Source organism: Enterobacter cloacae complex sp. P14RS (assembly GCF_014895895.1).
Classification (GTDB): domain Bacteria; phylum Pseudomonadota; class Gammaproteobacteria; order Enterobacterales; family Enterobacteriaceae; genus Enterobacter; species Enterobacter bugandensis.
The window spans coordinates 25,139-41,189 of record NZ_JADBQM010000024.1; the positions used below are offsets into that span (position 1 = coordinate 25,139).

A 16,051-nucleotide genomic window follows, 5' to 3' on the forward strand; every position below is an offset into this window, starting at 1 on the left:
TTCACAATTTGTTCTAACTCAATCAACGCCAAAGATTTCTTTTCCCGACTGCTGGACGCATTGTAATGATTGAGCTATGTTAAAAAAGTCTTAGATTACAGCGGTTGTGCAAGCAGCGTTGAGTCTGTGTAAGGGAGTATAGCCGTCTGTTTGAGAAGCGCATAATTGTGCAATTCCTTACAGACAGTGTTCGAATTTGTGCGGCGGATCGAGACATGTTTAAAAATGGCTTGCCATATTAAACATAGTGTGTGATAACACGTTTTGGGTCAAACGAGGTACAGTTCTGTTTATGTGTGGCATTTTCAGTAAAGAAGTCCTGAGTAAACACGTTGTCGTTGAATACCGCTTCTCTGCCGAACCTTATATTAGTGCCTCATGCAGTAATGTCTCAGTTTTATCTCAGTTAATGCCTGCGGGCTAAGAAAACACTCTAAGGAATTTTGCAAAATGGCAAAGATTAAAGGTCAAGTTAAGTGGTTCAACGAGTCTAAAGGTTTTGGTTTCATTACTCCTGCTGATGGCAGCAAAGACGTGTTCGTACACTTCTCTGCAATCCAGGGTAACGGCTTCAAAACTCTGGCCGAAGGCCAGAACGTTGAGTTCGAAATTCAGGACGGCCAGAAAGGCCCAGCTGCAGTTAACGTAACTGCTATCTGATCGAACCGCTGCTGACTGGGGCGCATAGCGCTTCACTCTCAGACATAAAGCCTCGCATCATGCGGGGCTTTTTTATTCCCTATCTTTCAAAATATTACTATCTACGGTCTTGTTAGCAACTTGTTGCAAAGCTGCGAGGTTAGTATCACAGTTTCGCCTCCCTAAGCGCATCTTTTCTCGTTAAATCAGAGCGTTGTTTAACAGCTCTGGGGTTCAGGTGAAGAAAAAAATGATATTAACCGCTGGCAATTTCACGCCGGCGCGTTTTGCGCTGCTCTGTTTCGCTATTTTCTGCAGTCTGGCCTTTTTACTTGGCCGCGTTGCCTGGCTACAAATCATCAAACCTGACAATCTGGTGAAGCAAGAAGATATGCGATCCCTCCGTCAGCTGGCGATTGATGCGCCGCGTGGGATGATTATGGATCGTGAAGGGCGACCGCTGGCGGTCAGCGTGCCCGTCCGGGCCGTATGGGCCGATCCTAAAACGGTGCTGGCAAAAGGGGGCGTTGGGTTTGATGAACGCTGGCAGGCGCTGGCGAGCGCGCTGCACCTCTCGTTGAGCACCCTTTCATCACGAATTAACGCCAACCCCCAGGGACGCTTCATCTACCTGGCGCGTCAGGTCGATCCTGCTCAGGCGAAGTGGATTGATAAGCTCAATTTACCCGGCATTAATTTGCGCGATGAATCCCGCCGCTTTTACCCGGCAGGCCACGTGGCGGCAAACCTGATTGGCTTCACCAATATTGACGGGCAGGGCATTGAAGGGGTGGAGAAAAGCTTCAATACTCAGCTGACCGGTAAAGCGGGTGTCCGACAGGTCCGGGAGGATCGCTACGGGCGCGTGGTTGAAAACCTGACGGAAGTGGCGCCCACGCCGGCACATAACATCCAGTTGAGTATTGACGAGCGGCTGCAAACCATTACCGAAGACGCGCTGGACAATGCCGTCGCCTGGAATAAGGCCGAGTCAGGGGCATCGGTGCTCATTAATATCCCCACCGGGGAAATACTCGCCATGGCGAGCTATCCGGATTTCAATCCCAATAACCGGGAAGGCGCGACGATAAACGATTTTCGCAACCGGGCAATCAGCGATACGTTCGAGCCCGGTTCGACCGTCAAGCCGCTGGTGTTGATGACGGCTCTGCAGCAGGGGCTGGTCCAGCCGGACAGCGTCATTGATACCCACCCGTATACCCTTGACGGGCATCGTATCCGCGACGTGGGTTATTATCCTGAGCTGACCATGACCGGGATCCTGCAAAAATCGAGCGACACCGGCGTATCCCGGCTCTCGCTGGCGATGCCTGTCAAGCATCTTATTGATACCTATCGAAACTTTGGGTTTGGCACCAACACGGGGCTGGGCTTAACGGGCGAAAGCGCCGGGCTGTTGCCACAGCGTAAATACTGGAGTCAGCTAGACCGTGCGACTTTTGCCTTTGGCTACGGCCTGATGGTCACACCGCTCCAGCTTGCCCACGTCTACGCGACGATTGGCGGCTTCGGGCTTGAGCGTCCACTCTCCATCACCCGCATCGATCCCCCGGTTATCGGCCACCGCGTCATGCCGGAGGAGATCGCGCATGAAGTGGAGCACATGATGGAAAGCGTCGCGCTGCCCGGCGGCGGGGGCGTTAAGGCCGCCGTTCGCGATTATCGCGTGGCGGTTAAGACCGGGACGGCGAAGAAAATTGATGATAGCGGCAAATATGTCGATAAATACGTCGCCTATACCGCAGGCGTTGCGCCTGCCAGCGACCCGCGTTTCGCCCTGGTGGTGGTGATTAACGATCCACAAAACGGGGCCTACTATGGCGGGGCGGTTTCCGCGCCGGTCTTCAGTGAAATCATGGGCAACGTGCTGCGCCTGGAGAATATCAAACCCGATGGCCTGCCGGCCGGTTCAGACCACCTTATCGTCATGCGGTAATCCAGCCGTTTTATAGCAGGGCGAATAGCGGTACACTTCGCCCTTTGGTTTATCTCCCGGAGTTTCCATGTCCTTCAGCTGTCCCCTTTGCCACGCGTCACTGACGCGCTCAGATAAAAGTTATGCCTGTCCGCAGGGACATCAGTTTGATATGGCGAAAGAAGGGTATGTGAATCTTCTTCCGGTGCAGCACAAGCGCTCCCGCGATCCGGGCGATAGCGCAGAGATGATGCAGGCGCGCAGGGCGTTTCTCGATGCCGGGCACTATCTGCCGCTGCGGGAGACGGTGGCGCAGATGCTGGGTGACTTACTGCCTGATTCGGCGTCCGCCATGCTTGATATCGGCTGCGGGGAAGGGTACTACACCGCACGATTTGCGGATGTGGTGCGGGAGAAGGGGGCCGTGACATTCGGTCTCGACGTGTCGAAAGTGGCGATCCGCGCGGCGGCTAAACGTTACGCTGGCGTGACGTTTTGCGTGGCATCCAGCCACCGGCTGCCGTTTGATAATGCCAGTATGGATGCCATTATCCGCATCTACGCGCCGTGTAAGGCAGACGAGCTGGCGCGCGTCGTGAAGCCCGGAGGCTGGGTGATAACCGTCACGCCGGGTCCGCGTCACCTGATGGAGCTGAAGGGACTCATTTACGACGAGGTGCGTCTGCATGCCCCACACTCTGAACAGCTGACAGGCTTTACGCTGAAGCAGGAGCATTCAGTGGCGTATGAAATGAATTTGAACGGGGAAGAAGCGGTAGCCCTGCTGCAGATGACGCCGTTCGCGTGGCGGGCAAAGCCGGAAGTATGGGATGCGTTAGCGGCTCGGACGACGTTTGGCTGCCAGACGGATTTCAGTATCCACGTCTGGCAGCGCGACGCTTAAGGCGCGAAGTGTGCCCAGAGGATCTGGGCACCAATGCCGATCAGCACAATTCCGCCTAAGATCTCGGCGCGTTTACCCAGCAGCGGGCCGATAAACCGCCCGACCATCATGCCCAGCGTGGACATAATCAGCGTTGCACAGCCAATGGCCAGCGCGGTGGCGATAATATTGACCTGCAGGAATGCCAGACCCACCCCGACGGCCATGGCGTCCAGGCTGGTGGCAATTGCCGTGGTGACCAGCAGCCAGAAACCGTGGCGGTGCAGCGGTGCTTCATCTTCATCATCATTCCCGCGAAAACCTTCAATCATCATTCGGCTTCCGAGAAACACCAGCAGGACGAACGCAATCCAGTGGTTCCACTCCAGCACGAACTGGCTGGCGAGCATGCCCAAACCCCAGCCGATGAGCGGCGTCAGCGTTTCGATGGCACCAAAGATCAGACCGGTGCGCAGAGCTTCTGTGAATTTAGGTTTGTGGAGCGTGGCGCCTTTGCCGATGGAGGCGGCAAATGCATCCATGGACATGCCAAAAGCGAGAAGGATCGTAGCGGAGATGTTCATAAGAGCGTCCAGACCGGGGATATCCATATGACACATCACTGCCCCCAGTAAACAGCAGTTGATGTATCTATGGTCTCGCCTGATCTCTTTTGCACGGTAATCGTGCTGAAAGCGATCCGTACGCGCCACGTTTTTCAACGAGTATGTTGACGCGTACATTTCCTGCGTGCAGGAAATCGGCTACTCCCCAACGACGGGCGCAACCTTAACATATTTTGAGAATATAAAACAACAACGAGCAAGGCTTAATTTATCTGCGTCTTTGATAACGATTTTCATTTAGGTTTATGCGTGAAAATATCGTTAATAAATATAAGTCAAAGAGGAGAGAAGATATAGCAACGGCTATATTCTTTGCGAAAGAATATCACAATATATAGCCGAGGTTATAATGTTAACTTATTGAGTTTTAACAAGTAATGTGTAGATTTTCTCAAGGTCATCAATATTTTTGACCCGAATGAGCAGGCGGCGCTGTTCTAATTGCATCACTAACACGCCGTCTTCGGATATATTCATCTCTTTAATGCGGTTATATTCTATCCATACGTTGGCGAAGAAGAATCCCTGTTTTTTAAAAATGAGTTTCGGCGAGCGGATCCAGAACAGGTAAATCGCCATTAATGCCAGCGCACATAATAACCATGTGGTTAATATTGCACCGTGGCTGGTCACGTTATTGTAAATCAGAATGACCACCAGGCCGGCGAAGATAAATGCATCAATGCGTCCACGGCGTAAGAGGGGAAGGGTTAGCAGCGTCTCGCCGTTACGGCGAGGCATAATGAACTCGTCATAGATCGCGTAAGCCAGAAGGGCAACAATAAACAACACCAGTACGATGTCCGTAACAGTCATTCATCCTCCAGATAAAAAGACCGGGGGCAAGCCCCCGGTCGATAACGCAATGTTTTACAGGCCCAGCAGGCCGACAGCGTAGCCCGCGATACCGATGACGAAGAAGCCAACGATGATCCACAGCGGGTTCACTTTCTTACGCAGCAGCCACATACAGGCGAAGGTCAACAGCAGCGGCACCAGGCCAGGCATCAGCTGGTCCAGAATCGTCTGCACGGTGGTGACGCGGGTTTGACCATCCTGACCGGTGATGGTCGAAACCACCAGCGGGATGTTCACGTGCGTCCACTTGTTAACCAGCGCCCCCATCACAAATAGGCCGAGAATAGACGCCCCCTCGGTCAGTTTCTGCAGGAAGCCGCCGCCCATATCCTTAACGATGTCCACGCCCTTACGGTAGCCGTAGGCCACGCCGTAGTAACGGGTCAGCAGACGTACCGCGTTGAACAGGATAAAGAACAGCAGAGGACCGAGCAGGCTGCCGCTCATCGCGATCCCGGCACCCAGCGCCGCGAAGACCGGACGAACAGTACCCCAGAAGATAGGGTCGCCCACGCCGGCCAGCGGACCCATCAGACCGACTTTGATACCGTTGATGGCACCATCGTCAATCTCCGCGCCGTTCGCACGCTGCTCTTCCATCGCCAGCGTCACGCCCAGAACCGGAGCCGCGACGTAAGGATGGGTGTTGAAGAATTCCAGATGACGCTTAATCGCCTGACGGCGTGCTTCGTTGTTCTCAGGGTAGAGGCGTTTTATCGCCGGCACCATTGAGAAGCAGAAGCCCAGCGCCTGCATACGTTCGAAGTTCCATGAACCCTGAAACAGGTTAGAACGGATGAACACGCCACGAATATCACCCGGAGTGAGTTTTTTCTCGGTGGTAGTTTTTGTCATATCAACCATTTCGCTCACCTGTTAGTCCAGTTCGTTATCGAGATCGTTGTTACCAGCAGCCTGCGCTGGGGCACCCGCAACACGGTTGTATTTCGGGCTGAGCTGGATGTAGAGAATCGCCATCACGGCACCAATCACGCCCAGCGCAACCAGGTTGAAGTTGGTGAATGCTGCGGTGACGAAGCCGAGGTAGAAGAACGGCATCAGGTAGCCCGCGCGCATCATGTTGATGACCATCGCGTAACCTACCACGACGATCATACCGCCCGCGATGTTCAGACCGCTGGTGACCACTTCAGGAATCGCGTTCAGCATGCCCTGAACTTCACTGGTGCCGACAGAGATCGCAACGATAACCGCCGGGATTGCGATACGCATCGCCTGCAGGAACAGGGACGACACGTGGATCCAGGAGAGTGCCGTGAGGTTGCCGTTCTCGGCCGCCTTATCCGCCGCGTGCTGGAAGGCCACGGTGATGGTACGAACGATGATGGTCAGCACCTGGCCTGCTGCGGCCAGAGGAATGGCAAGGGCAATACCTGCACCAATACTCTGATGACCGGCAATAACCAGAACGGTTGAGATGATAGAGGCCAGTGCGGCATCAGGCGCAACGGCGGCACCGATGTTCATCCAGCCCAGGGCGATCATTTCCAGCGTACCACCGATGATGATACCGGTTTTCATATCACCCAGAACGGCACCGATCAGCGTACAGGCCACCAGAGGGCGGTGGAACTGAAATTCATCAAGTACGGATTCCATACCCGCAATACACGCGACGATGAACACCAGCACAATCTGAAGAGTGGTAATCTCCATTGTACTTCTCCTATAACATAAGCTTTATGTGAAAAACCGGCGCGGGCTTATTTCCCGACTTTACCGATCAAATCCATCATTTTCAGTTTCTGGTCAGTGGAAACCTTACGGGCTTCCAGCTCAATACCGCGGGCATTCAGCTTGTTGAACGCCTCGATATCTTTCGCATCAACTGAAATCGCGTTGTTGACCTGCGTTTTGCCCTGACGGAAAGCCATACCGCCGATGTTCACGGAGGTGATTTTCACGCCGCCTTCAACAATGCGCTCGACGTCTGTCGGGTTAGTAAACAGGAGCATCACGCGTTCACCCGCATATTTCGGGTTGTTGTAAACGCGGATCATCTTGGCGACATCCACCACGTGCGCGGTAACGCCCGGTGGTGCAACCTGAGTCAGAAGGGTTTTACGGACAGTGTCGGCGGCCACTTCGTCACTGACCACGATGATACGCTGTACGTTGGTCTCTTTGGTCCAGCGAGTCGCAACCTGTCCGTGAATCAGACGGTCATCAATACGCGCCAGGCCGATAACCATGTAATCGTTCGGTCCCATCGGTTTTGCCGGTGCCGCTGCTTTCGGTGCCGCCGCAGCCGGGGCAGGGGCGGGTTTTTCAACCGGCTGAGCCTTCAGGGCTTTCACCCCTTCGCGGCCGGTTTCAACGGCCAGCGCGACCAGCTCATCGAAGCCTGGGTTGTCGTCGCGCGCCATAAAGGTTTCCACCAGCATGGGAATGTTTACCCCGGCGACGACTTCATAATGCTCTTTATCGACGACAATGCGGCTGGCAGCATTAAACGGACTGCCGCCCCATGTATCGACGAGAAACAGCACGCCTTTGCTGGTATCCAGCTTCGCGAGTTGAGCGTTGTACTTCTCAATCAGCGTCTCGGCATTTTCACCGGGAACGAAATCGATCCAGCCGACGTTTTCCTGCTCGCCCAACAGCATCTCTGCCGTTTTGAGTAGCTGCTCAGCAGCCCAACCATGTGTGCCTATGACAATAGCAATGGTCACTTGCTACCTCCTTTTATTATCATTAATACGCCTGCCGGGCAGACGTACTGAGAATCGTATTGGCGAACCGAATCGATTCAGATAAGGGTTAGAGTTCAAAAAACTAAGACTTCCGCGAATTATTTTAGATAGTGAAAAAATAATTTATGTGATGAAGATCCGTAATTTAGCCACGCGTTACAGAATTATCTGTAGCGTATAGCCGCTGTGTTACAGAACTTTGCAAAGGAACGTAAATCTTTGCTAAAAACACAGTCTCTCTGATATGTTTAGCCTCCGTTTACTTGTTCAGGAGTATAGGGCTACAGCCCACTATATGGACCGTCACCGACGTCAGTCATCTACCAGGCCATTCCGCGCCTTTTTCACCGGCGAACCACGCCACGTATCAACTCTGTCTGCCTCTTATTTGCCCACGTTGAGTGGGGCACCGTTTTGTCATTCCTTTAGCAGGAGCTTGTCATGGAATTCTTAATGGACCCGTCAATCTGGGTGGGACTGCTCACGCTGGTCGTACTGGAGATCGTTCTCGGCATCGATAACCTGGTGTTTATCGCCATCCTTGCGGACAAGCTGCCGCCAAAACAGCGTGATAAAGCGCGTCTGATTGGACTCTCGCTGGCGCTGGTCATGCGACTGGGGCTGCTCTCCGTGATCTCGTGGATGGTCACGCTGACCAAACCGCTGTTCTCCGTCATGGATTACACCTTCTCCGGCCGTGATTTGATCATGCTAATCGGGGGGATATTCCTGCTCTTCAAAGCGACAACAGAGCTGCATGAACGGCTGGAGAACCGGCAGCATGATGATGGTCACGGTAAGGGCTACGCCAGCTTCTGGGTCGTGGTGCTGCAAATTGTGGTGCTGGATGCAGTCTTCTCGCTGGATGCGGTGATTACCGCGGTCGGTATGGTGAACCACCTGCCGGTGATGATGGCGGCTGTCGTGATTGCGATGGCGGTGATGCTGCTGGCCTCGAAACCGCTGACGCGCTTCGTCAACCAGCATCCGACGGTGGTCGTGCTCTGTCTGAGCTTCCTGCTGATGATTGGTTTGAGCCTGGTGGCGGAAGGTTTCGGCTTCCATATTCCGAAAGGCTACCTGTACGCCGCGATTGGCTTCTCGATCCTGATCGAACTGTTCAACCAGATTGCGCGCCGTAACTTTATTAAGCAGCAGTCAAATCAGCCGCTGCGCGCCCGTACGGCGGACGCCATTCTGCGCCTGATGGGCGGACGCCGTCAGGTGAACGTCCAGTCTGACCCTGAAAACCGTAACCCGGTGCCGGTTCCGGAAGGGGCGTTTGTGGAAGAAGAACGCTACATGATTAACGGCGTGCTCTCCCTGGCTTCCCGCTCGCTGCGCGGCATCATGACGCCGCGCGGGGAAATTAGCTGGGTCGATGCAAACCTGAGCGTGGATGAAATTCGTCAGCAATTGCTCTCATCTCCGCACAGCCTGTTCCCGGTATGCCGCGGTGAGCTGGATGAAATCATCGGCGTGGTTCGGGCGAAAGAGATGCTGGTGGCGCTGGAAGAGGGCGTCAACGTGGAGGCCATTGCAGCTTCGTCGCCGGCGATTGTCGTACCGGAAACGCTGGATCCGATCAACCTGCTGGGCGTATTGCGTCGCGCGCGCGGTAGCTTTGTTATCGTCACCAACGAGTTTGGTGTGGTACAGGGGCTGGTGACGCCGCTGGACGTGCTTGAAGCGATTGCCGGTGAATTCCCGGATGAAGACGAAACGCCTGAGATTGTGGCCGACGGCGAAGGCTGGCTGGTCAAAGGTGCGACCGACCTGCACGCGCTCTCGCATACGCTGGGGCTGGAAAACGTGGTTAACGATGAAGAAGACATCGCAACCGTGGCGGGGCTGGTTATCGCCGTAAACGGTCAGATCCCCCGCGTCGGGGATGTGATCGAGCTTCCTCCATTGCACATCACTATCGTTGAAGCTAACGACTACCGCGTCGATCTGGTCCGCATTGTTAAAGAACAGTCTGCACACGACGAAGACGAATAAGTCTGCTTAACGGGTACGATGTGCCCGTTACGATCTTCTGGCGGGGAAGATTTTCCCGCCAGCCATTGTGGCTACTACCGCGCCTGCTTCTCTCTCAACCCGTTCGCTATTTAGCCGCTGCCTGATGTCAGGCCGAGCGCGAGCAGCCGCGACCGTAAAAGTGTAGTGGGGAAAGAAGAAGGAGACGAGAATGAAGGGAGAAATTCGCCCATCCGTTGCGGATGGGCGAAAGAGAGGATTAGTCGCACTGCACCTTAATGGCCAGACCGCCGCGCGACGTTTCACGGTACTTCGCGTTCATGTCTTTGCCGGTTTCGTACATGGTTTCGATAACCTTATCCAGCGACACGCGTGGTTCGCTGGTACGGCGCATCGCCATGCGTGAGGCGTTAATCGCTTTGACGGAGGCAATCGCGTTACGCTCAATGCACGGCACCTGCACCTGGCCTGCGACCGGATCACAGGTCAGACCGAGGTTATGCTCCATGCCAATTTCCGCAGCCACGCAAACCTGTTCAGGGCTTGCGCCCAGCAGCTCTGCCAGACCGGCCGCCGCCATGGAGCAGGCCACGCCTACTTCACCCTGACAGCCCACTTCAGCGCCTGAAATGGACGCGTTCATCTTGTACAGCGCGCCGATAGCGCCTGCCGCGAGGAAATAACGGATATAAATATCCGGCGTCACAGGCTCGATAAAGTGATCGTAGTAGGCCAGCACAGCCGGAACGATCCCGCACGCACCGTTGGTTGGCGCAGTCACGACGCGCCCCCCTGCGGCGTTCTCTTCGTTCACCGCCAGAGCAAACATGTTCACCCAGTCAACCACGTTCATCGGGTCGTTAGAGAATTTGTCCGTGGTCACCAGCATACGGCGCAGGGCAGAGGCACGACGCGGCACGCGCAGTGGCCCTGGCAGTACGCCTTCGGTGTTCATCCCGCGATCGATACAGGCGCGCATGGTTTGCCACACGTTGGCAAAATAGTCTTCGATCTCTTTTTTGCTGTGCAGCGCCAGCTCGTTCTGCATCACCATGCCGGACAGCGACAAACCGGTCTCTTTGCAGTAGCCCAGCATCTCGGTGGCCGATTTGAACGGATAGGGCACGTTCACGTCGCCCGCGCTCTCTTTACCGAAATGCTCTTCGTCAACGATGAAGCCACCGCCGATGGAGTAGTAGGTTTTGCTGTAGATCTCTTTTTCGCCGCTCCAGGCGTGGATAGTCATGCCGTTTTCATGCAGCGGCAGGTTGTCGCTGCGAAAACGCATGCCGTCATCCTGCGGAAAATCCACTTCGTGCTGACCGTTAGCCAGCAGCAGGCGACCGCGCGCTTCCACGTCGCGGATGAATGCCGGGATGGCATCAATATCAACAGTGTCCGGCATATTGCCCGCCAGACCCATAATAATGGCGATATCGGTGTGGTGGCCTTTACCCGTTAATGACAGTGAACCGTAAACGTCTACGGCGACACGGGTAACGCTTTCCAGTAATCCTTTTTCGACCAGATCATCGACGAACTGTTTACCGGCCTTCATCGGCCCTACAGTGTGGGAAGAAGAAGGACCAATCCCCACTTTGAACATGTCGAATATACTAATCACTTTCACACTCCTGACAGGGTTACCGGGGTTCCAGTAACGATGTTATAACTGCGCATAGTGTAAGAGGGAACACCAACCTCGGCTTAACTATTCACATGAATTAAACTAATGGTTAGCGATGGGTTTTGCTAATAGCGCGACGCGGATCGCAAACCTGCAAAAAAGGCTGGAATGTAAAGTATAGTCAAGGCTTCAGGCCGATTTGTAGCGCCAGTTCACGAATGATGCCCGCCGTCATGCCCCAGACAAAATAATGCTGATACCAGGACAACCAGACCCGATGGTCATGCCCCCGGCGATGGATATCCAGCGGATGATAGCGGCTTAGCCGGAGCGCCTCTTCAAGCGGCATCTCAAACACCGCAGAGACTTCGTCGACGCTGGCGTGATACTGAAGATTGGGGGGGATAATGCCGACGACCGGCGTGACCTGAAAGCCGGTCACGCTGTCGACGGGCGGCAGCACGCCGATGACTTCCACCGCGTCAGGCGGGATCGCCACCTCCTCCTGCGCTTCCCGCAGCGCGGCGGCAATCAGCGACGCATCGGTGCTGTCCACTGCGCCTCCCGGGAAGGCCACCTGACCGGCGTGTTTGCGCATATGCGGCGAACGCTGCGTAAGCAGCAGGCCCGGCTGTTCCCGGCGCACCACCGGGATCAGCACCGCCGCCTGACGCTGATTCAGCGTGGCGCGGTTGACCTGCGGCCGTAGCAGCTGAAAGCGCGACAGAAAATCATCCAGCGTCAGGTTCTCTTTCTCCACCGTTAGTTCTCCAGTTGCTTCAGGATGCGGTTCACCTTATCAAAGGTTTCCTGATATTCCGCCTCGACCTGGCTGTCCGCCACAATGCCGCCGCCCGCAGAACAGTACAGATTGCCGTCGCAGGCCGTCAGCGTGCGAATGGTAATGCTGGTATCCATGGTGCCGCACAGGCTGATATAGCCGATGCTGCCGCACCAGGCGTTGCGGCGGTGCGGTTCCAGTTCGTCGATGATTTCCATGGCGCGAATTTTTGGCGCACCGGTGATGGAGCCGCCCGGGAACGCGGCCCGGAGCAGATCGCAGGCGGTGCGGGAGGCGGGCAGACGCGCGGTGATGGTACTGACCAGATGATGCACTGCCGGGAAAGGCTCGACGACGAACAGCTCCGGCACGCGCACGCTGCCTGGTTCGGCGACCCGGCCAATATCGTTACGCATCAGGTCGACAATCATCAGGTTTTCGGCGCGATCCTTCGGTGACCCGGCGAGTTTCTCCGCCTGCTGGCGATCGGCGTCCGGATCGGCAAGGCGCGGCAGCGTGCCTTTAATCGGGCGGGTTTGAATCGTCCCTTCCGCCAGATGGATAAAACGCTCCGGCGACAGGCTGAGGATGGCCCCCTGTTCCAGACGTACAAACGCGCTGAACGGAGCCCTGTTGCTGGCATTGAGACGGGTAAACGCCTGCCACTCGTCCCCCTGGTATGCTGCCTGGAAACGCTGGGCAAGGTTAACCTGATAGCAGTCGCCGCTTTGCAGATAGGCCTGCACGCGGGAGAATTTTTCCGCGTATTCCGGCGCGGTCATGTTCGAGCGCCAGCCGGAGGTCAGGGTGAACGCTTCAGCTGGAGCAGGCTTCTGTGCCTCAAGCCAGGCCAGACGCGCCTGCACGTCATCATGGCTCAGCAGGGAGACCCTTTTTTTCTGGTGGTCCACAATCAACGCCCAGTCATACAGCCCCACGGCCATGTCCGGCAGGGCAATATCCGCCTGCGCATGCTCGGGCAGCATTTCGAAGCGGCGACCCAAATCGTAGCCAAACAGGCCCAGCGCGCCGCCCTGGAAGGGCAGGTCCAGGTTAGGGGTAGCGGATAAGCCCAGCGCGTTGATTTCCTGCTGAAGCTGCATCAGCGGATCGTCCGTCGTCGACAGATCGTCGGTCGTCAGCGTTTTCAGGGGATCGGCCACCAGAATATCGAAGCGGCTGTACGGGTGATCCGCATGGCCGGAGTGCAGCAGCATAGCAAAAGGAAGATGGCTCAGACGGGCAAACCAGAACTCAGCGGCGTCAGCGCGCCAGGGTAAGGTAACAACAGTGGGGAAGCGCATGTTCATGTATGGCATACTACCGGGCAGCGTGAAATAATTAGCGCGAATAATTTAGCAGGAGTTGACGATGTTTGCAGGTTTACCTTCTCTGAGCCATGAACAGCAGCAGAAAGCGGTTGAGCGAATTCAGGAACTGATGTCCCAGGGGATGAGCAGCGGACAGGCGATTTCCCAGGTGGCGGAGGAGCTGCGCGCCACCCATACCGGCGAGCGAATCGTGGCGCGTTTTGAGGATGAAGATGAAGAGTAATCGGGCTTAAACCGCCGCGATAATCTTGATCTCAACCTTGTATTCCGGTTTCATCAGCGTGGCCTGTACGGTGCAGCGTACAGGCGCGTGACCCGCCACCACCCACGCATCCCAGGCTTTATTCATCGCCGCGAAATCGTCTTTATTTGCCAGGAAAATGGTCGCATCCAGAATGCGGGATTTATCGCTGCCCTGTTTTTCCAGCACGGCATCAATCTGCGCCAGGGTATTCGCCGTCTGTTCGAACGCATCCGCGTCCAGATTTGACGGTACACCGGTGTAATACAGCGTCTGGTTATGGATCACCACATCAGACCAGCGGGCTTCGGCATCAATGCGCACAATTGTCATAAACGTTTCCTCGTTATTTTTCGTCGTCAGGCGGCAAGACTGCCATATTGTTCTGCCGTCGTCACTATTTGGGGTGGCACAGGAGAAGATGGGCTGACATAATCCCTGTGCAAAAATACAGTGAGAGAGCAACGTGGCAGACGATTTTTCCCCTGAAGGTCAATTAGCGCAGGCGATCCCCGGCTTCAAGCCCCGTGAGCCTCAGCGACAGATGGCGCACGCCGTTGCCCGCGCCATTGATAAGGCCCAGCCGCTGGTGGTTGAAGCCGGAACCGGCACGGGTAAGACCTATGCTTACCTTGCGCCGGCGCTGCGGGCGAAAAAGAAGGTGATAATTTCCACCGGATCGAAAGCGCTGCAGGATCAGCTCTACAGCCGCGACTTGCCCACGGTGGCAAAGGCGCTGAAATATAAAGGCCGTCTGGCCCTGCTGAAGGGGCGCTCCAACTATCTCTGCCTGGAACGTCTTGAACAGCAGGCGCTGGCGGGCGGCGATCTGCCGGTACAAACCCTGAGCGACGTCATTATCCTGCGCGCCTGGGCGAACCAGACCGAAGAGGGCGATATCAGCACCTGCGCAAGCGTGCCGGAAGACTCCCCGGCCTGGCCGCTGGTGACCAGCACCAACGACAACTGCCTCGGTAGCGACTGCCCGCTGTATAAAGACTGTTTTGTGGTGAAAGCGCGCAAAACCGCGATGGACGCAGACGTGGTGGTGGTGAACCACCACCTGTTCCTCGCGGACATGGTGGTTAAGGACAGCGGTTTCGGCGAGCTGATCCCGGAGGCGGACGTGATGATCTTCGATGAAGCCCATCAGTTGCCGGATATCGCCAGCCAGTATTTCGGCCAGTCGCTCTCCAGCCGCCAGCTACAGGATCTGGCGAAAGATTTTACCATTGCCTACCGGACCGAACTCAAAGATACCCAGCAGCTGCAGAAGTGTGCCGACCGTCTGGCGCAAAGCGCGCAGGATTTCCGCTTACAGCTTGGCGAGCCGGGCTATCGCGGCAACCTGCGCGAACTGCTGGCGGACAAAAATATCCAGCGCGCGCTGCTGCTGCTCGATGATGCACTTGAGCTCTGCTACGACGTGGCGAAGCTGTCCCTCGGACGCTCCGCGCTGCTTGACGCCGCCTTCGAGCGCGCCACGCTCTATCGCGGGCGGCTCAAACGGCTAAAAGAGATCAACCAGCCGGGATACAGCTACTGGTATGAATGCACCTCGCGCCACTTTACCCTCGCGCTCACGCCGCTGACGGTGGCCGATAAATTCAAAGAGGTGATGGCGCAGAAGCCGGGAAGCTGGATCTTCACTTCCGCAACCCTGTCTGTAAATGACGATCTGCACCACTTCACCGAGCGCCTCGGTATTGAGCAGGCGGAATCACTGCTGCTGCCCAGCCCGTTTGATTACGAAAAGCAGGCGCTGCTCTGCGTGCCACGCAATCTCCCGCTGCCGAACCAGCCGGGGGCGGCGCGGCATCTCGCAGCGATGCTCAAGCCGATGATTGAGGCCAACAACGGGCGCTGCTTTATGCTCTGCACCTCACACGCCATGATGCGCGATCTCGCCGAGCAGTTTCGCGCCACCATGACCCTCCCGGTGCTGCTGCAGGGGGAAACCAGTAAAGGCCAGCTGCTCCAGCAGTTCGTCAGCGCCGGTAATGCCCTGCTGGTGGCAACCAGCAGCTTCTGGGAAGGGGTGGACGTGCGCGGCGACACGCTCTCGCTGGTGATCATCGATAAGCTGCCGTTCACGTCGCCGGACGATCCGCTGCTCAAGGCGCGGATGGAAGACTGCCGCCTGCGCGGCGGCGATCCGTTCGACGACGTTCAACTACCGGACGCGGTCATCACGCTTAAGCAGGGGGTAGGGCGACTGATCCGTGACGTCACCGACCGCGGCGTGCTGGTGATCTGCGATAACCGCCTGGTGATGCGTCCTTACGGCGCAACGTTCCTCGCCAGCCTGCCGCCCGCCCCGCGTACGCGGGACATTAAACGCGCGGTGCGTTTCCTGGCAAACCCAACGGCGGAGTAATTCGCTCCGGAGTGTGCTAAGATGCGCGCCATTTTGTGACTGACCCTTGCGAGAGCGC

Annotated in this window: 15 protein-coding genes, 1 pseudogene and 1 riboswitch; of the genes and pseudogenes, 7 read left to right on the plus strand and 9 right to left on the minus strand. The window is 56.2% G+C overall.

The features are described 5' to 3' along the window. The first annotated feature begins 292 nt into the window (after nt 1–292). The 4 genes and pseudogenes from IM295_RS19280 (at nt 293) to rlmA (ending at nt 3,479) form a co-directional block, all read left to right on the plus strand. Nucleotides 293–437, plus strand: a pseudogene (locus IM295_RS19280) (DUF2627 domain-containing protein). A 13-nt stretch (nt 438–450) separates the two neighbouring features. Beyond that, a complete protein-coding gene (cspE, locus tag IM295_RS19285) occupies nt 451–660 on the plus strand; it encodes a transcription antiterminator/RNA stability regulator CspE (RefSeq protein ID WP_001062678.1) in 210 nt (69 codons plus the stop codon). Nucleotides 661–889: 229 nt separating this feature from the next. Then, nucleotides 890–2,596 carry a peptidoglycan glycosyltransferase FtsI gene (ftsI, locus tag IM295_RS19290; protein WP_193067196.1) on the plus strand — a complete coding sequence of 569 codons (1,707 nt, stop codon included), beginning with the start codon at nt 890–892 and terminating at the stop codon, nt 2,594–2,596. 67 nt (nt 2,597–2,663) lie between these two features. Next, the gene (gene rlmA / locus IM295_RS19295; protein WP_049138827.1) at nt 2,664–3,479 is read left to right on the plus strand and encodes a 23S rRNA (guanine(745)-N(1))-methyltransferase; all 816 of its coding nucleotides are present in this window, start codon (nt 2,664–2,666) and stop codon (nt 3,477–3,479) included. Here the strand turns inward: rlmA and mntP are convergent. From mntP to manX, 5 genes are all read right to left on the minus strand, one after another. After that, the gene (mntP, locus tag IM295_RS19300) at nt 3,476–4,042 is read right to left on the minus strand and encodes a manganese efflux pump MntP (protein WP_155026508.1); all 567 of its coding nucleotides are present in this window, start codon (nt 4,040–4,042) and stop codon (nt 3,476–3,478) included. The two genes, rlmA and mntP, sit on opposite strands and share 4 nt — an antisense overlap. Nucleotides 4,043–4,052: 10 nt before the next feature. Then, nucleotides 4,053–4,243, minus strand: a riboswitch (yybP-ykoY riboswitch). A gap of 198 nt (nt 4,244–4,441) precedes the next feature. Next, a complete protein-coding gene (locus IM295_RS19305) occupies nt 4,442–4,900 on the minus strand; it encodes a DUF986 family protein (protein ID WP_193067197.1) in 459 nt (152 codons plus the stop codon). Nucleotides 4,901–4,954: 54 nt separating this feature from the next. Beyond that, on the minus strand, nt 4,955–5,806 hold the full coding sequence (locus IM295_RS19310) for a PTS mannose transporter subunit IID (protein WP_006810994.1): 852 nt from the start codon (nt 5,804–5,806) through the stop codon (nt 4,955–4,957). A gap of 12 nt (nt 5,807–5,818) precedes the next feature. Next, nucleotides 5,819–6,619 (minus strand): PTS mannose transporter subunit IIC, encoded by an 801-nt coding sequence (manY, locus tag IM295_RS19315; protein WP_003859914.1) that lies wholly within the window; start codon nt 6,617–6,619, stop codon nt 5,819–5,821. Nucleotides 6,620–6,666: 47 nt separating this feature from the next. Continuing rightward, nucleotides 6,667–7,635 (minus strand): PTS mannose transporter subunit IIAB, encoded by a 969-nt coding sequence (gene manX / locus IM295_RS19320; protein WP_028013533.1) that lies wholly within the window; start codon nt 7,633–7,635, stop codon nt 6,667–6,669. A 462-nt stretch (nt 7,636–8,097) separates the two neighbouring features. On the opposite strand from manX, the gene yoaE reads away from it, so the two are divergent. Next, a complete protein-coding gene (yoaE, locus tag IM295_RS19325) occupies nt 8,098–9,657 on the plus strand; it encodes a CNNM family cation transport protein YoaE (RefSeq protein ID WP_028013532.1) in 1,560 nt (519 codons plus the stop codon). A 238-nt stretch (nt 9,658–9,895) separates the two neighbouring features. On the opposite strand, the gene sdaA is transcribed toward yoaE, so the two are convergent. The 3 genes from sdaA to pabB form a co-directional block, all read right to left on the minus strand. Next, nucleotides 9,896–11,260, minus strand: a complete 1,365-nt coding sequence (sdaA, locus tag IM295_RS19330; RefSeq protein ID WP_028013531.1) for an L-serine ammonia-lyase — start codon at nt 11,258–11,260, stop codon at nt 9,896–9,898. 184 nt (nt 11,261–11,444) lie between these two features. Next, nucleotides 11,445–12,023: a CoA pyrophosphatase gene (locus tag IM295_RS19335; RefSeq protein ID WP_028013530.1), complete on the minus strand. Its 579-nt coding sequence runs from the start codon at nt 12,021–12,023 to the stop codon at nt 11,445–11,447. A 2-nt stretch (nt 12,024–12,025) separates the two neighbouring features. Next, nucleotides 12,026–13,354 (minus strand): aminodeoxychorismate synthase component 1, encoded by a 1,329-nt coding sequence (gene pabB, locus IM295_RS19340; RefSeq protein ID WP_193067221.1) that lies wholly within the window; start codon nt 13,352–13,354, stop codon nt 12,026–12,028. Nucleotides 13,355–13,415: 61 nt separating this feature from the next. Here pabB and IM295_RS19345 point away from each other — a divergent pair, with 61 nt between their 5' ends. After that, entirely contained in the window at nt 13,416–13,598 is a 183-nt protein-coding gene (locus tag IM295_RS19345; RefSeq protein WP_008500497.1) for a YoaH family protein, read from the plus strand. Between the two features lie 6 nt (nt 13,599–13,604). On the opposite strand, the gene IM295_RS19350 is transcribed toward IM295_RS19345, so the two are convergent. Then, on the minus strand, nt 13,605–13,949 hold the full coding sequence (locus IM295_RS19350; RefSeq protein ID WP_028013528.1) for a RidA family protein: 345 nt from the start codon (nt 13,947–13,949) through the stop codon (nt 13,605–13,607). A gap of 133 nt (nt 13,950–14,082) precedes the next feature. Here IM295_RS19350 and IM295_RS19355 point away from each other — a divergent pair, with 133 nt between their 5' ends. Beyond that, on the plus strand, nt 14,083–15,993 hold the full coding sequence (locus tag IM295_RS19355; protein ID WP_045630788.1) for an ATP-dependent DNA helicase: 1,911 nt from the start codon (nt 14,083–14,085) through the stop codon (nt 15,991–15,993). Nucleotides 15,994–16,051: the final 58 nt, after the last annotated feature.